Source organism: Shewanella sp. P1-14-1, assembly GCF_001401775.1.
GTDB classification, from domain to species: Bacteria; Pseudomonadota; Gammaproteobacteria; order Enterobacterales; family Shewanellaceae; genus Shewanella; species Shewanella japonica.
Map to the genome: position 1 here is coordinate 143,441 of NZ_LKTL01000007.1, position 17,093 is coordinate 160,533.

General features: G+C 39.1%; 13 protein-coding genes and 1 other RNA gene. 6 read left to right on the top strand and 8 right to left on the bottom strand.

The window, feature by feature from the left end; translation table 11 throughout:
- Positions 1-10 precede the first annotated feature (10 nt).
- From AN944_RS07065 to AN944_RS07095, 7 genes are all read right to left on the bottom strand, one after another.
- Complete coding sequence (locus AN944_RS07065; protein ID WP_080915420.1) at positions 11-538, bottom strand: MotA/TolQ/ExbB proton channel family protein; 528 nt, start codon at positions 536-538, stop codon at positions 11-13.
- Entirely contained in the window at positions 538-1,893 is a 1,356-nt protein-coding gene (locus AN944_RS07070) for a MotA/TolQ/ExbB proton channel family protein (protein ID WP_055023898.1), read from the bottom strand. The genes AN944_RS07065 and AN944_RS07070 overlap by 1 nt, the downstream gene beginning before the upstream one ends.
- Positions 1,893-2,675 (bottom strand): DUF3450 domain-containing protein, encoded by a 783-nt coding sequence (locus AN944_RS07075; protein ID WP_055023899.1) that lies wholly within the window; start codon positions 2,673-2,675, stop codon positions 1,893-1,895. The genes AN944_RS07070 and AN944_RS07075 overlap by 1 nt, the downstream gene beginning before the upstream one ends.
- Positions 2,676-3,124: 449 nt before the next feature.
- On the bottom strand, positions 3,125-3,370 hold the full coding sequence (locus AN944_RS07080; RefSeq protein ID WP_055023900.1) for a hypothetical protein: 246 nt from the start codon (positions 3,368-3,370) through the stop codon (positions 3,125-3,127).
- Between the two features lie 87 nt (positions 3,371-3,457).
- Positions 3,458-6,307, bottom strand: a complete 2,850-nt coding sequence (locus tag AN944_RS07085) for a TonB-dependent receptor (protein ID WP_055023901.1) — start codon at positions 6,305-6,307, stop codon at positions 3,458-3,460.
- A gap of 443 nt (positions 6,308-6,750) precedes the next feature.
- On the bottom strand, positions 6,751-7,938 hold the full coding sequence (locus AN944_RS07090) for a porin (RefSeq protein WP_055023902.1): 1,188 nt from the start codon (positions 7,936-7,938) through the stop codon (positions 6,751-6,753).
- 223 nt (positions 7,939-8,161) lie between these two features.
- Positions 8,162-10,591, bottom strand: a complete 2,430-nt coding sequence (locus AN944_RS07095) for a DNA polymerase II (RefSeq protein WP_408005075.1) — start codon at positions 10,589-10,591, stop codon at positions 8,162-8,164.
- 249 nt (positions 10,592-10,840) lie between these two features.
- On the opposite strand from AN944_RS07095, the gene dinG reads away from it, so the two are divergent.
- From dinG to AN944_RS07125, 6 genes are read left to right on the top strand one after another with little or no spacing between them, the layout of a single operon-like run.
- Complete coding sequence (gene dinG, locus AN944_RS07100) at positions 10,841-12,916, top strand: ATP-dependent DNA helicase DinG (protein ID WP_055023904.1); 2,076 nt, start codon at positions 10,841-10,843, stop codon at positions 12,914-12,916.
- 8 nt (positions 12,917-12,924) lie between these two features.
- Positions 12,925-13,698, top strand: coding sequence for a TSUP family transporter (locus tag AN944_RS07105; RefSeq protein ID WP_055023905.1), 774 nt, complete (start codon positions 12,925-12,927; stop codon positions 13,696-13,698).
- Positions 13,695-14,360, top strand: a complete 666-nt coding sequence (locus AN944_RS07110; RefSeq protein ID WP_408005076.1) for a primosomal replication protein — start codon at positions 13,695-13,697, stop codon at positions 14,358-14,360. Before AN944_RS07105 ends, AN944_RS07110 begins: the two co-directional genes overlap by 4 nt.
- A 9-nt stretch (positions 14,361-14,369) precedes the next feature.
- Complete coding sequence (locus tag AN944_RS07115; RefSeq protein ID WP_055023907.1) at positions 14,370-15,101, top strand: DUF2057 domain-containing protein; 732 nt, start codon at positions 14,370-14,372, stop codon at positions 15,099-15,101.
- A gap of 36 nt (positions 15,102-15,137) precedes the next feature.
- Positions 15,138-16,040: a histone deacetylase gene (locus AN944_RS07120; protein ID WP_055023908.1), complete on the top strand. Its 903-nt coding sequence runs from the start codon at positions 15,138-15,140 to the stop codon at positions 16,038-16,040.
- Between the two features lie 39 nt (positions 16,041-16,079).
- Positions 16,080-16,406 carry a late competence development ComFB family protein gene (locus AN944_RS07125; RefSeq protein WP_055023909.1) on the top strand — a complete coding sequence of 109 codons (327 nt, stop codon included), beginning with the start codon at positions 16,080-16,082 and terminating at the stop codon, positions 16,404-16,406.
- Positions 16,407-16,504: 98 nt separating this feature from the next.
- Here AN944_RS07125 and ffs read toward each other — a convergent pair.
- An RNA gene (ffs, locus tag AN944_RS21310) (signal recognition particle sRNA small type) lies at positions 16,505-16,601 on the bottom strand.
- Positions 16,602-17,093: the final 492 nt, after the last annotated feature.

Below are 17,093 nucleotides of genomic sequence, written 5' to 3' on the forward strand. Positions count from 1 at the left end.
AATACTCTCTCTAGTGGTGCGGCAAGCTATCTTTAAGCTTTTCAAGACTGATTTTCATTTTTGCATCTAATCGAGTGCTAAAAAATACACCAGATAATGCTGCAACCATTCCTGCCATCGTTGGCATGGTTGCCATTGAAATACCAGCCGCCATCATACGAGCGTTACTCGTACCATGAACTGCCATCACATCGAACACTGCTATCATACCGGTAACGGTTCCTAGTAGACCTATCATAGGACAGATTGCTACTAAGGTTTTGATCATCAGCATACGAGCATTCATATCTTGTTTTGCTTGGGACATCCAAGCTTCACGGATACGGTGCGCATACCAAGAGGTAGAATCCTCTCGATTATTCCATAAGTCGATAATGCCTTTATGCTCTTTTGGTGCTACCCAATTGACGTACCAAAAGCGCTCGAGCATCAATACCCACATTAAGAATAAAACACCTGCAACCAACCAGAGGATATCTCCTCCGGTGGCCATGAAGCCCCTGACAGAGTCCCAAACATCCATCAGGATTAGCATCATTAGTCAGCCCTCTTCTCAGCATGTACTGCGATAATACCAGCACTTTGCTCTTCAAGAACTTGAACAACTGTTTTACTACGAGCTACAACGATTGCATGCATAAGCATCAATGGAAGTGCAGCAACTAGACCTTGAACGGTTGTCATCAATGCCATAGAAATACCACCAGCCATTAAGCGTGGGTCACCTGTACCGAACAATTGAATTGTTTGGAAGGTTGCGATCATACCAGTTACTGTACCTAGTAGACCCATCATTGGAGCGATAGCTGCCAGTACTTTAATGATTGAAATACGAGCTTCTAAAGCTGGTGTTTCTTTCAGAATAGCTTCGTCAAGCTTAAGTTCAAGTGTTTCAACATCAACATCTTTGTTTTCTTGGTAAACTTTAAGTACACGACCTAACGCGTTGTTACCAGGATTATCAATGTTCTTACGTTGTGCTTTAACTTGTGAACCTACGATGTAAAGCGTTACTAGACGTTCGATAGAAATCAACGCACCAAGAACAAGAATACCGATAATGATGTAACCAATTGGTCCACCAGCTTCAATACGCTCTTCAATAGTCGCTTTTTGTGTGAACACGCTTAGTAGAACACCACGAGCCGGGTCAACGAATAATTTTTCGTAACCAGAAGTTGCGCTAGTGAATGATTTAACACTAGAAACTTGTGCACTACCAGGTTGTTGAGATAGTTCTTGAATCAAGCCTAAATCAGCGTTGTAAACAACATATTGGCCATCAGCAAGTAAGTTGTATGCACCAACACGAGTAACTGTAGTTGTATGAACGTTACCGTCCAAACCTGTTACTTCAGCGTCGAAATTAACAACTTTGCCAGATTCAACCATTTCAAAAAGTTGTGCTTCCCAGAATTGCTCTAACTCGTCAATTTTTGGAAGTTCTTTACGAGCACCTAGTTCAGCAATAAATGCGTCACGGCCTGGGAACTGAGCAGTAATGTTAGAAGCAACTAACTTACCTGCGAAATCACCAGCTTCACCTTTAACAACACCGAACATTTCACCTAAGTCACCAGAAGCAATTTTACGATCTTCTTCTAACTGAGCGATTTTACGTTCGTTGTCAGTGAAAGCTTGAGCTAAATCTTTACCACGTTGAACTTCAGCAGCTAAAGCCGCTTTTTCACGCTTTAAAAGAGCGGCTTTATCGCCACGCTCATTTAAAAATTCAGCTTCACGCTTTTTGTTAGTCTTATTCGCGTTAGCACGATCTGTTTGTACTTGTTTTAATAATTGGTCAATCGTCTTTGGTGCATCAGCAGCACTAACCATTCCTGAAGTTAGAGACAAAGTTGCAGCAACGATTGCTGTAGTAATAAACTTTTTCATTATTGCGCAGCCTCCGCAGCAGGGATTGGTAAGGCGAATAGATCAGGAGCACCTTGTCCACGAGCCTGTTTAATTGCTTTGCTTAAGTTACGAAGATAGCTATCTTCTAACTTATCCCAGCTTTTAGATTCTTCGTTATACATCCAAGCCGACTTTTGGTCTTGGCTTTGCGCATATAAGCTAACACGGCCAAAGTTTAAGAAATCTACTAAGACTTCTTTGCCATCTAGCTCTAATTGACCTGTTTCAGCAATTAACTTTGAACCGTATTCACGTTCAATGTTATATGCGTCAAGAATTAGACGATATTTTTCAGCTAGTGTTACTTCAGCGCTGTTAAGAGTATCTTTTAAGCGTTGAACACGAGCTTCACGTGCGTCTTGATTGAATGGCAAGTCTAAAGCAATAAATTGCTCTAATGCTTCAACCATTTTAAACATTAAAGGAACAACACCTTGTCTAAGAGCATCAACACCGTCGATATCGTCTTGGATCAGTTTCATTGTTGCTTCTTGGTCTGCAACTAAGCCTGCAACGTAATCGTTGTAAGATTTTAGTGATTCACGTTCGTCAGCTACTGAGCCATACTCGAAAAGCATGTCTTGTGCTTGATCAAAATATTTATCTACTTTGTTTTGAGATGCAGCTGCATCAGCATGAATTTTGCTATCAGCTTTTTGTACATCGCTTAGAGGATCTGCAATCACGAAGTTGCTGCTAGCTAATGCAAGCGCGCCAACAAGTGCAGTAGCGATTTTTGTTCTATTGCTTACCTTGGACATAGTTCCCAACCAATTTATAGTGATTTAGAAAGCTTAACTAATGAGTAACAACTAGGATTATATTGTTAATCCTGACTGATACTGCTAAGTCTATCTTTCTCTTGTGATTGTTAGTTTTTTCTTCCCTATTCTATACCTGCTAAGGCATAGACCCGCTCGCATCATTTCACAAAATGTTGACCTGTGTCAACATTTGAGAACATCAAAAACTACTGGAAAGACGTGTTAAACGCTCTTGATTAGTCGAACGTTGTATTTTTAAGCAAAGTGAGACTGAAATAGAGTTGGAATCTTGGTGACTAGCTTGAATTTTATCAAAAAAAATAAGTCATTTAATTTATAAGGTAAATAACTAAGTTCATCTAAAATAGAATAAAACTAATATAAATATAAAAACAAAAAATCCCAATACGAGATCGTATTAGGATTTTTGTCAAAAAAATGATTGATCATATATTAGTATGAGCTTGTGTTTGCCCTTTTCTCCATGCTTCTCGTAAATCTTGTTCACTCTCTTTTCTAAGTTCGTCTGATAACTCGCGCGTCATACAAGTTTTTCTTTTCAAATTACTCCCTGTTTTCGCTACATATTCACATATTAAGTCTTCATCATTGTAACTGACGGTATCATCAGTATTCTGTGCTGCGCAGCCAGATAATAAAATCAACAAGATTAAAGCTGTAAATTTATCCATGATTTACTCCATTAAATTGAAAAAAGACATGGTTTTTTCAAACCATGTCTATCAGATTTACTTACTAAATTTATTTAAAAACTAATTTTAGAACTTAACGCCAACACCTAAGTACAAGTGTCTACCAGTTGTAGCATATGTACGTGGGTCAGTATTGTCATTGAAACCAGTCGCCGCATATGGTGGGTCTTGGTCAAATACGTTGCTGACTCCAATAGTAGTACTTACGTTATCAAAGTAATAAGTAAAGCGTGCATCATGTACCGTTTGACTATCAACTGTACGAGAATCACTTAAATCATCAAGATCTGTAGAACCATCATTGTTAGCATCAAATGGCTCTAATGCTTCACCAATGTAACGGATCTTCCAGTTAGCTGACCAGTTATCTTGTGCTAAGTTAATGTTGAAGTTAGTTTTCCACTCAGGGAAGTTACCATCACCACTTGTACGACGGAACCAACCAGCGTTTTCAATCGTTGAACCATCAGCTTGAGTGATTTCGTATGTGTCATAGTATGTAGTATCTAGAACGAAGCTTAAATCACCGATACCAGTTTCAATACTGTATTGAGCATTGAAATCATAACCTGATGAATGTACTCCACCCACGTTAATGTTACGATTATCAATATCACTTGAGTTACCATATAAACCTGGGAATTCAGGTCCATAACGAGTAATTAAGTCACAGTAAGTACCTTCTTCAGCACATTTATCTAAAATTAACTGTTCACCAATTGTAGAAATTGCGTTATCTAAATCGATATCCCAGTAATCAAGCGTAAATGATAAATTATCAACAAAACTTGGGCTCCAAACAGCACCGATAGTTACAGTATCTGCCTCTTCAGGTGTTAAATCTTCATTACCACCTAGAGTTGAAGATAATTGGTCACCAATAGGCTCAAAACCGCCTGCTGGAACGCCATCAGCGATACAGAAAGGAGTTGGATTTGTAGCACACTTATCTGAAACTAAAGGACTGTTATCAGAGTTACCAGCGAACAACTCACTCGTAGATGGTGCACGGAATGCTGTAGAAACAGTACCACGGAACATTAATCCATCAATAGGAAGCCAACGAAGACCAAGTTTATAGTTAGTTGTGTCACCAAATGTACTGTAATCAGAATAACGGATAGCACCGTCAATTTCTAAGCTTTCAGCACCAACTACACCAGATAGTAATGGGAAGTTCATTTCTGCATAAAGCTCATCAACTTCGTAGCTACCTTGAGTTTTTTGGCGGCTTGAACCACTAGTAATACCAAGTGCAATTAATGCATCTGGTAAATCTGCGCCTTCCTCTTCACGGTGCTCAGCACCAAATACCATACCTACTGGACCAGCAGGAAGCTCGAATGCATCACCAAATACACTAGCACTTAACACTGTTTGTTCATTAGAACCTAAGTCATGTGCTTCGAACGTAATATAATCAAGCATTTCTTGAGATACTTGAGTATCTGTACCTGGAATACCAAATGTATTTAAAGAAACACAATCAGCGATAGGAGCATCAGCAGTACCACAAACAATATCGCCATTTGCATCCATAAACGATGGACCTACAGCTAAGCTAACTTTTTCAAAGTTAACACCACCTGCACCGGCTGTGCTAGATGAGTTTTGACCGTAAACGTAAGACACTTCATAACCCCAAGTGTCAGCAAACTCACCAGCGATACCAAATACACCACGTACAGTATCAACTTCGAATGTTGAATCACGTCCACCAGTTTCAACCATACGACGACGCCAATCAGCAATATCAACTGTCTCGCCATTGTCATTCTTAGGACCTAACTGTTGGTTCCAATAGTTGTCAGCAGAATAAGTTGCATCTGTCCAACCGAAGAATGCAAGAGGTGCTAATGGTAATGGAGCAAGTTTAGTTTTAGATGTACGACGGTTAAATGAGACTTCAGAGAAGAAACGCACAGAATCATTAAAGCGATATTCAGCAGATGCATACATACCGTAACGCTCTTGAGGCGTTAAGTGATAGTTTGCAGGTGCATAGTTATAAGTATCTTTATCCCAATCCCAGCAATCATATCCTGTAGGGTTTGTGAAATCAGAAGGGTCAGATTGACCTGGGCCATTTGCTGCGCCATGAGTAAATGAATTACAAGTTGCGTCATCAATGCCATTATTTACGCCGTTATAACGACCCCATGGTGGCGCAGAAGAACCGCCTTTATCTAACTCGCCAGTGGCTGGGTTTAAGTCATATTCAAAAGCTGACCAATCACGGTCACCAGACATTTGCTCTGTTTGCTCTGTGTAATATGCACTTACTACCGCATTTGCTTTGTCACTACTTACACCAACTGTGAAATCTACAGTTTTAGTTTCGCCATCCCAGTTCTCAGTAGAACCGTCATAAGAAACGTTAGCTTCGAAACCTTCAAAATCATTACGAGTGATGATGTTTACAACACCAGCAATTGCATCAGAACCATAAACAGCTGAAGCACCGTCTTTTAACACTTCAACACGTTTAATGATTGCAACAGGAATAGTACTTAAGTCAGCAGATGCGTTAGCACCAGTACCTGAGTTAACCATACGACGGCCGTTAACAAGTACCAATGTTCTTGCGCTACCTAAACCACGTAAAGAAACACGTACTGCACCAGAACCACCGTTGTTAATAGCAGTGTTAGTTGCTGCACCAGCAACTGCAGGAATTTCTTGTAAGATATCACCGATGTTAGAAATACCTGATTCAACAAGATCTTCACGCGTAATAACTTGGACAGGGTTAGCACCTTCCATGTCAACACGTTTGATTCGTGAACCGGTAACTTCGATGCGTTCAACTTTTTCACCTTCTTCAGCAGCAAATGCTACTGGTGTGGTGAATGCCGCCGCAGCCGCACCGCTAATCATTGCTAGACGCACTGATTTAGCTAATAAATTCTTATGCATTGTCAATCTCCCTGGACTTATATCTTTCTTATTTTCCAAACTCAGTAAAACCAAGCTGGTGAATGTGTGCGAATTACACCGCTACTACATTTCAAGAGCAATAAAATCACAAATGAAACATTAATTCAACATATGTTTCATTAACATAACGAGAGTTTACTTGATATTGGTAGTTAATCTGTCCATTTTAGTGGACAGTATCAGATGATATAACTACCAACAAACCATAAGATATTGATAGATAACAGTTTTATTTATTACCAATCAGAACTAAGTTTATTAACATTTTGTTTTCAAATGAACAATATTTAAGCAGCCCCATTTCATTCTAAATGGTGAAACACATACTTATTGGTACAAAGTTTTAACATTTAACTTCATCTTTTTTATTCTAAACAAAAAAAAAGCACCCTTTCGGGTGCTTTTTATCAGTGATTAAACTTCTAAAGCGTATATCTGATACCGAAACCGATACCATCATCATCTGATAATTTCATAGCAGCTTCTTCACTACCACTGAAGTCACTACTATCAATACGACCTTCAATATAAATTACAGTGTTTGCATCCCAGATGTAATGCAAACCAGCAACCGTGAATTGACGTTTGAAAGTATCACCGTTGTATTCTGCTTTATATTCGTCACCAGCATCTAAGATGTTGTATGAAAGAAATGCACGGATGTTGTTATCAAAGCGGTATGATACTAACGTCTCAACACCATATGCTTCAGAAATTATGCGACCTAAATTGTCAGTATCGTGGAATTCTTGTTTACTGTAGTTTGCAGCAGCATATAAACCTTCAGAATCCCAGCCACCGCCATATGTCAAACCAAAGCCATAAATGATGTCAGTTTCTTCGATTTTTTCGTTTTCGACAGTTTCACCTTTGAACTCACCAACGTTCACACCGGCAGTCACAACAAAATTATCGGTAGCTTGGTAAGTAAGGGCTAAGCCATAAGTGTTGTTATATTCAATTGTCGCAACAGTTTGCTGAGCACTGATTAACGGAGCCACTGGCTCGTCACCAATACTTCCATCTGATAATACGTCAAACTCATCTTGTTTTAACTGAGCTTGAACTGCAAAGCTGAAGTCACCAAATGCATTACGGTATTGAACCGTTTTATCACCACGACCTGTACCGTTTACAGAACCATCACCTTTGTTATATGTGTAAGTACCAGAAGCATCACCATCCCAAACAAAACCGTAGTTAGTGTTATAAACGACGTCGTACCAAGCACCCCATTGCTTACCAATCGTCAGCGTACCGTATGTATCATGGTTTACACCTACATAGCCTAAACGGTTCGATAAGAAGTCACCATTCTCATAAGAAAGTTGGTCATTGTTATAAATAATTTCACTGTCACCAAATGGATTTACGCCCCACTCTAGTTTAGCAAACGCATTCCAACCATCGCCCATTTGGCGATCAAAACCAAAGTTAATGCGTGATGCACCATTGACTACTTCTGTAGTGTCTTGACCGTGATAAACACGTGCATCAATGAAGCCACCAATTTCTACTGAGTTCTTGTCATCTTTATAGATTTCAATTGCTGAAGCTGTTGGTACGAACATCACTGCTGCTAGTGTCGAAGCGATTAAAGTCTTTTTCATCGAGCTAAACCTTCCCATTTTAAATTCATCATTGTTGCTGGTAACAGTCCATTTTGTTTGTATTATCCTTTCAACAAAGGCTAGCATGCTGAAATATCACGAAACAAAGAAATGAGCGCAATTTCCGTATGAATATACTAAATGCACACATCAAACAGTACAATCAACTACCAAACTATTCAAAAATAGTAACGAATAACCACAAACGCAATATCAAATAACACTAAATTAACATTATCTGATGACTACTAAGACTATCAAACCCTTCCCCTAATAAGGCTAAAACTGGCTCCGCTATCGGCTTTATCTGCTTTTCGATGTAATAGTCATAATCTATTGACTCATTTACAGCAGTAATAGGCTGAGCACCATTCAATGTCATTCGGTACTCAATTAACGCTCCTCTTCTACCTTTATTCTTATCACCTGTGATCTGGCAAAGCCTAATGGCAGCTTTTACGTGTGGTGAGGATTTAGCGGTATATTCTTCTAAATGACGTTTCAATCGTTTTCTAAATATCAACTCATTATCGAATTGACCCAAAGCCAATTGCTCAAGTTGCTCGTTTAGATAAGATTTAACATCACCATTAGAAAACAATAAAAAATACAAATGGTATTGGATCCTTCTCGCTAACGGACTCCAATCGCTTCTTACTTGCTCCATTCCTTTGAAAGTAAGAGAGAGTTGCCCTTCGGCATCCTTTAATGCGCCGACGTAACGCTTTTTACTGCCAGCTTCTGACCCTCTTAAGGTTGGCATAACAAACTGACTAAAATGACTTTCGAATTCTAGCTCCAAATGACTAGTTAAAGCGTATTCATCCAGACAACGCTGTTGCCACTTAACTGTCATATCATGTGCTAGTTGCTCTCCTAGCTTATTGATATCTTTTACTTGATGCTTTTCACCCAACCACACAAATGTTGAGTCTGTATCACCATAAATAACCTTATAACCCAATTCTTCAATCCAAACTTTCGTTTGTTTCATAATTTGATGGCCACGCATTGTGATAGAACTTGCCAGTTTAGCGTCATGAAAAACGCACCCTTTTGAGCCTAAAACGCCATATAAAGAGTTCATGATAATTTTAATTGCTTGAGAAAGAGGTTTATCATTATCTTGTTTTGCTTTTTCTCTTTGCAGAGAAAGACTAGCAATAAGACCAGGTAAAATTGCATTATGACGATTAAACTTAGCTTCCAAAAAGCCGTCAACATCATCTTCTAAAGGGTTAAATTTTGCTTCAACAAGACTTTTAGGGTCAATTAAGAAGGTACGTATTATTGAAGGGTACAAACTTTTAAAATCGAGGACTAATACATCTTTATAAAAGCCTGGAATGGAGTCCATGACATAGCCACCTGGAGATTCTAAACCATTGCTGGCCGCTCTCGCTGGTGCAACAAATCCACTTCTATGAAGATGCGGTAAGTACAAGTTATTAAATGCAGCGACCGAGGCACCTACTCGCCCAAACTCAAGACCCGTTAATTTTGCTCTTTCTAATGCAAAAGCCAGTAATTGGGTCTTTTTAAAGATATCCCACACTAACCTACAATCGGTTAAGTTATAAAAAGCTAATGCTTGTTTGTTGTGCTCAAAAAGGTGACATATTTCTTGCCCACGATTTTCAACATGATCAATGGCTTTGCCTTCGTTTAATAAGTGCTGAGAAACATGCTCTAGTGAATAACGCTCGAATTGATAAAAAGCCGCTTTTATCCAATCAATACCATCAAGTACAACCCGTCCAGGCAGCGATAGTGTCTCAGGACGATACTTATCTTCCACCTTCCAAGTCAGCGCTTGTTCATCGCGACCGATTAATAATGCTATTTGATGTATTTGACAACGCTTATAAAGTAGCGCCAAATCAAAGGACACCACCGCCCAACCAATAATGACATCAGGGTCATACTCTTTGAACCAAGTTATCAGAGCTTTAATTAATGAGACTTCATCGCTCACCCAGTGAATGTCATCATCGCTTAATTTGTCGCTATCAAACTTTTTGTTATCTATTGATTCAGACTCTCCTACCATGATGACTTTCTGATAAAGGTCGGTTTGCTCATCTAGCGCTGAATGTGAACCATATAAACCAACAGAATACAGTTCACCAGTTGGGCTGCATTCAAAATCTAAAGACACCATTGAGACAGGCACATTAACTTCTGTTCTTCTGGCTTTGCTTGCTAAGTAAGTGTGAGTACTTGGATGATTATCAGTGTTATACGGCGGCTGTGATAAAGGAGCATTAAAGGCAAATTCAGCTTGTAATGCTATAAATCTTTCTATTAAAAAACGTTGTTCAGGTCTAATATCTGCTTCATAAATTTCAATACCAGCGTCATTAGCAATGCGCAGCACCTGTTTTAACATCGTTGTTGATTTTAAATAAACACACGAAACATCCTCGTAATTAAAACTTTTGAGGCTTACCGGCTCAATTCTTATACCAGTACTAAAATGACTTAAAATGAACTCAGAATCTATCTGCTTACAAAAGCAAATAACATCAGACTGCTCCACCTCAATGATTGCAGGACCGTCAGCTGTTTTTATAAAATACTGTAATAGTAATCGGCCATGTCGATAAATGGCGTGTCGGGTGAGTACGAGCCCTTTTAGGGTGTTTTTTTGCAATTGAGTGTCCATGGATTAACAAGATTACTTTACATATTGAGTGTGATTAACTGAATAAGGTCATAGCCATAGATATTCATAACATCTAAGATCGAGCCCTTCATTATCCGATTTGAATCCTGTCGCTAAAAGTCTTCGCTTAGCTTTTAGCTAGATTATATATTTCGAACAACTAAAATCACTGTTATTATGTACAGCATATAACAGCTAATACAGAATTAGTAAGTAAAGATTGCTAATGGACCCTACATGCTAACGGATCATATCAAAACCCAGATCCGCACTATCTATAAAGATATTGCGACTGCGATGCCAAATTTTCGTTCTCGCAGAGAGCAAAACTTTATGGTGGCAGAAATATCAAAAACCCTAGCTGGTGACTATGATAAACAACGACGCATTATGGTTTGTGAAGCAGGAACCGGTATTGGTAAATCCCTTTCTTATATTCTCGGAACGATTCCATTAGCTTTGGCAAGTAAGAAAAAGGTCTGTATCGCGACAGCAACAGTAGCCTTGCAGGAGCAGTTATTGCACAAGGATTTACCTTTCTTTTTGCAACAATCTGGCGTTGATTTTAAATTCGGTTTAGTTAAAGGCCGCCAGCGTTACGTATGTTTAGCTAAACTCGCTGCCATGATAGGTCCTGAAGACACATCTCAGATGGCAATGTGGCAAACTAAACCAGATCAAAGTCAAATAGATCTCCTCAAAGCCCTACATCAAGATTTTAACGACAATAAGTGGAACGGCGAGATTGATACATTAAAAAAGCCTATTCCTGACTTTTTATGGCAGCAAATTTGCTGTGATAAGCACAGTTGTCATCGCCAAATGTCGAGCCATCATCACTGCCCTTTTCATAAAGCTCGTGAAGATGTCGAGACCTGGGATGTACTTATTGTTAATCACAGTTTGCTGTTTGCCGATCTAGAGTTAGGCGGTGGCGTGATTTTGCCAGAACCTGAAGACATGTTTTATGTCATAGATGAGGCTCATCACTTGCCGACGGTAGCAAGAGATTTTTCAAGTGCTCAAGCAACATTGAGGGGGGCGAGTGATTGGCTTGAAAAGGCGTCAAAGACCTGCTCCAAACTTCAAAATCAACTTAAAACCACACATATTATTGCCCCTGTGCAAGCAATGCTCGATCACATTGGCGATTTAGTGACTCAGCTTAATCAAGTTGCCCATTTTTGCGACACACAGCCTAAACTTTTTGCCAACCCAGAAACGCGTTTACGATTCGAAAATGGCAAGCTTCCAGAATCTTTACTAATACAAGCAGAAAACTTAGCAACTACATCAAATCTTGCAGTAAAACAATTTACCAAGATCCAAAGTGTACTGAATGAAGCAATCAAAGATGGTGAACTACCAAAGCATCAATCAGAAGCTGCTTTATCAGAGGCCGGCTTTATACTGCAAAGGTTAGAAAATCTCGCAAAACTCTGGAAAATGCTCGCAAAAGAGGATTCCAAAAAAGGGGCGCCAATGGCTCGCTGGGCAGAGCTCATTACCGGTAAACAACAAGATTACCTATTTTGCGCATCTCCAATTGAGGTCGGTTTTATGCTTGAGCATATGCTCTGGCAAAAAGCTGCAGGCGTTATATTGTGTAGCGCAACATTAAGAGCCTTAAATAATTTCAATCATTTCGCTCACCAAGTCGGGTTATCCCTAAATGATGGTAGTCGTTTTTTAGCCTTGTTATCACCCTTTGATTATCAAAATAATGCGACATTGTTTATTCCACAAATGGAAAATGAACCCACTGAAGATGCTTTTACAGATGAACTAGCAGAACAAGTTATCGCACTCGTAGAAGATGAAATGGCGACATTAGTACTGTTTGCCTCATATTGGCAAATGGAAAAAGTAACAGATAAGGTCAATGGTAAAATAGCCAAAGACCAGCTGTTTGTGCAAGGAACCATGCCAAGGCAACAAATTTTAGAGCAACACAAGCTCCGCTGTGACCAAGGTAAGCCCAGTATTATTTTCGGTACAGGAAGTTTTTCAGAGGGGTTAGATTTACCCGGTGATTACCTTACCAATCTGATTATTACCAAATTACCCTTTGCAGTGCCAACTTCACCAGTTGAACAAGCGCATGCAGAATACATTAAGAGTAAAGGTGGTAATCCATTTTTACAGCTCACCATTCCAGATGCATCACGCAAATTGATCCAAAGTTGTGGTAGATTACTCCGTAAAGAAGATGATTATGGTCGCGTCACCATTTTAGATAGGCGTCTTATTACTAAGCGTTATGGTAAATCATTACTTGATGCCCTTCCGCCATTTCGTAAAGTTATAGAATAGGTATTTATTTGGAATTTCTGTTAGATCCTAGCCATTGGGCGTTTTTGGCTGTTATTGGATTAGTCGCTGGTTTTATTGATGCCGTAGTAGGAGGTGGTGGATTGTTATCAATTCCCGCACTACTGACTATGGGCATTCCGCCTCATTTAGCCTTAGGCACAAATAAGCTGGCAGCATGTTTCGGCTCATTGACCGCAGGATATACTTATTATAAGCAGCAACTCATCAAACTTAGATTTTGGCGAACCGCCTTTATTACCACTTTTATAGGTGCAGTATTAGGCAGCATTTTAGTGTATTTAATCGACGCCGCTTGGCTCGAAAAAATTCTTCCATTGGTTATCATCAGCATCGCGTTTTATACCTTACTCAGTCCAAAAGCAATGGGAGATAATATTTCTGTAGCGCCCACCCAATCGCCGTGTAAAACGAAACAAGCAGCTCAAGGGACTCTACTAGGTTGCTATGATGGTTTTGCTGGTCCTGGCATTGGTGCCTTTTGGACAGTAAGTAGTATCAGGCTGCACAAGCTACCTTTATTAAACAGTTGCGCCCTTGCTAGGGTCATGACGTTTGTCAGTAATGTCACTGCACTCGTTATTTTTGCCCTTTTAGGTGAAGTTGACTGGATACTGGGTCTATGGATGGGGGTGTGTATGATGGCGGGCTCATTCATTGGCGCGAAATCAGCAATACGATTCGGAATTCCCTTTGTCAAACCACTCTTTATTATTGTCGTACTAGCAATTGCAGCTAATCTTGCTTGGACAGCATGGTTATGAGAAATACAAATCAACTAATTCATCAATTAAAGCAGCAGATCAATACACTTGAACGAGATGCGTTAAATCATGACCAGCAATTGCCTACACAACAGAAGAAAATGCTGCAAGACATTGAAAGATTTAATTCGCAATTATTTATTCAGCAAGGTGCTCAGCTCACACCCTGTATCCAACAACTTAAAAAAGATATTGTTCAATTAGAAAAGCAACTTTCTCTAAAATTAGACATCAAAATTATCGAGTTAAGTTGCCAAAGAATACAAGACCGCTTTACTGCATTACGGCGAGCTTTAGTGACGACCAATATTAATGTAAAAACAGCTGAACAAAAACGTGCCAACAACCGTGCTAGATATGCGAAGAAACAACAGCAGCAACATGCCGACAGTGGATTTGCATGGATAGCTAACAATGTGATGAAAAATAGCCACCAGATTTACCAAGAGCTTAATAAACATTTGAATTGGGCTACAACTTTTGAACAAAAAATTGCAGAAATGGAAACTAAGCTTGCAAACTGTCACAGTGCTGACAAAATCACGATACAAAATGAAATCCTTTCTCTGCACCGCAGATTAGGAAAGTGCCGTCAAGCAATTAGCTATATTGAAGATAGGATTCAAATGTTTGAACGACCGAATCGAAATACAAATCGTTAAGGAGCAACAATGAAATTTACACTGCCGCTGAGTGCGACATTACTGGCTTTTGTCACTTCAACTTCTGTTATTGCAGCAAATCTCTCCATTCCTATGTCTTTTGAATATCTTGCTTTAGACGGCAAAGAAATTGATACCAATATGTTCTCGCATAAAACTAACCTTGAGTTAGATAACGGCCAGCACAAAATTGCAATTCGTTATCATGATATGGTTGATGATGATTTCAGTGATAGCCAGAGTTTTATTAAATCTTCACCATTTATTATCGATATCAAGGTTGATGGCGATTACGAGTATCAGTTAAAGCCTATCGACGGCGACTATGTCAAAAAGCCTAAAGCCTTTGCCAAAGACCCTCAAGTAGTAATTTCTCGAAAAGATAACGGCGCAGTATCATATACAGTAACTCAAACAGAATATAAAGAGAGTAGTTTTATTTCCAATTTGTTCAACGGTAATCAAGGCGAAGATATTGATACCTTGTCTGCTTCAGCAACGGATAGTAATACAAAATCTTTACCTGTCGCTAAAGTTGCACCTAGTGCGACTGTTGCAGCAACGGCACCTGCTGTAGCCACTAGTGCAAATGAAGTTAACACGACTAAAACAAGCAGTACAAAAGTTAACGCCAATAGCCAAACAGGAACACATCCTGAGCAAATGCTTCAATATTGGTGGCTTCAAGCTGATGAAGAAACTCGTAAAGAATTTATGAGCTGGGCGATTAAACAGCTATAACTTTTTTTCATACCCTCTGCGCTTTCGGTTTTACATTTGGGCATACCACTTGTTTATCACACCAGCTACTCTAAGCTGGTGTTACCGAGTGCGCACCGTTTTCCAACCACGAAATATCAATTATTGCAGCAATATTTAATTTCAAGCGGTATAGCCAATACAAAAGACTTTCACTCTCCTACTAAAATTTGCATAGACCAACTAAAACAAGTTCATGATCCCGATTATGTAGATGGCTTTTTAGCTAACACACTCGATACAAAACAAATGAGGCGGATTGGTTTCCCTTGGAGTGAATCATTAGTAGACAGAACCTTACATGCAGTTAATGGCACTGTACTTTGCGCGAAATTGGCAATCGAAAATGGCGTCGCTTTACACTTAAGTGGTGGTTACCATCATGCCCACCAAGATTTCGGTAGTGGCTTCTGTATTTTCAACGATTTGATATTAGCCGCATCGACTATGATCAATTCAGGTAAAGCCAGTAAAGTGTTAATCATTGACTGTGATGTACACCAAGGAGACGGCACTGCCACATTAGCCAGTAATAATACTAATATTGTTACTTGCTCATTTCATTGCCTTAAAAACTTCCCAGCGCGAAAAGCAAAATCAGATCACGATGTTGAATTTCACAAATATACCAGTGATGATCAATTTATCGAGACAATAACAGAAGTTGTTCCCTACCTTATTAATATCCATCAACCAGATTTAATCCTTTATGATGCAGGCGTAGATATCCACATTAACGATGATCTAGGCTATCTCAACATTTCAACCGCTGGAATTTTAGCTAGAGATACAATAATTTTATCTACAGCAAAAAAGGCTCAAATCCCAATCGCGGCAGTTATCGGTGGTGGTTATAGCCGCGATGAAACTGAATTAACCCAACGCCATAGCCAACTTTTTATTGCAGCCAACTCAATCTAGTTGCAAACTGATATAAAAGTAGCGCCATCGGAGTAAATTATGCAGGTTGATATTCGCAATTATTATGAAGTCTTATTAATGGAAATATTAAGAGATGAAGGGTTAATGGAGGAACTGCCAGAAGAATACCTTGCCGACTTATGCTGCGTGACGTTAAATCAGTTGCCTGTTCGCTATATCAGACATCTAGTCGATACGTATTTTTTTGAAGATTATAATGAACTTCAAAATATGAAAAAAGAAATACAGGTCGCATTAGAGAAGTCTAGAGAATTTTTAAAATCGAACTTAAAAAGACGTTTAGCCGAAGAAGAGGCTGAAGCAAAAGCTAAAGTTGCAGCATTACCAAGCGTAGAAAACACATAATTGGTGTTAATAGATACAAATATTAAAAACCGATTATAAACTGGCTAGTAAAAGATAAAACGTAATAAAGAAGATAATAAAGAGAGGATTTGGAGGTTCCCCTAGAGCCACACCTCGGCACATGAGTCACCTGCTGCGGTTGCTCCCTTCCGGGCCTGGCCGAGTTCACAAGTTATCATTGCGAGGGGACCCTAAGGTCACCATAGATTTCACATTAAACGCTTCTTTTAATGTGAACGGCAGGATTATCCCCTAAGCCCCTGCCATGATCAAGCGAAATTATGGCTCATTCGATATGAACATGACTGTTTGCACAATCATTGCCCAATTTGCACATAATTTATCACAACTAAGGTAAATGCATGTTTATGCAATAACTTTAAATTTCAATACTAAATTCATTTCAAAAGTCTATTGATTTGGCCGCTCATTATTAATCGCGCAACAAATATGAGATCTGCATCACAATTTCCTTAAAAAGCTTGTAATTGACCATTAAAATCAGCCAAAAATCACCTGATTATGCATACATTTTTTAACTAAAAGACCTATTATTAGTAATGGCAATTTTAGACGTAAGTAATGTATGTGATGGTACATTGAATAATGGATTTATTCGTTATGCTTACTGAAATTGAGTATTCCTAACAGCTTAATAAAACACTGAAAAACTACAATATTGCAACG

Coding starts and splice junctions, on each gene's coding strand:
- AN944_RS07125 (WP_055023909.1), top strand. CDS start 16,080: ATGCAGGTTGATATTCGCAATTATTATGAAGTCTTATTAATGGAAATA.
- AN944_RS07110 (WP_408005076.1), top strand. CDS start 13,695: ATGAGAAATACAAATCAACTAATTCATCAATTAAAGCAGCAGATCAAT.
- AN944_RS07070 (WP_055023898.1), bottom strand. CDS start 1,893: ATGAAAAAGTTTATTACTACAGCAATCGTTGCTGCAACTTTGTCTCTA.
- AN944_RS07090 (WP_055023902.1), bottom strand. CDS start 7,938: ATGAAAAAGACTTTAATCGCTTCGACACTAGCAGCAGTGATGTTCGTA.
- dinG (WP_055023904.1), top strand. CDS start 10,841: ATGCTAACGGATCATATCAAAACCCAGATCCGCACTATCTATAAAGAT.
- AN944_RS07080 (WP_055023900.1), bottom strand. CDS start 3,370: ATGGATAAATTTACAGCTTTAATCTTGTTGATTTTATTATCTGGCTGC.
- AN944_RS07085 (WP_055023901.1), bottom strand. CDS start 6,307: ATGCATAAGAATTTATTAGCTAAATCAGTGCGTCTAGCAATGATTAGC.
- AN944_RS07075 (WP_055023899.1), bottom strand. CDS start 2,675: ATGTCCAAGGTAAGCAATAGAACAAAAATCGCTACTGCACTTGTTGGC.
- AN944_RS07115 (WP_055023907.1), top strand. CDS start 14,370: ATGAAATTTACACTGCCGCTGAGTGCGACATTACTGGCTTTTGTCACT.
- AN944_RS07065 (WP_080915420.1), bottom strand. CDS start 538: ATGATGCTAATCCTGATGGATGTTTGGGACTCTGTCAGGGGCTTCATG.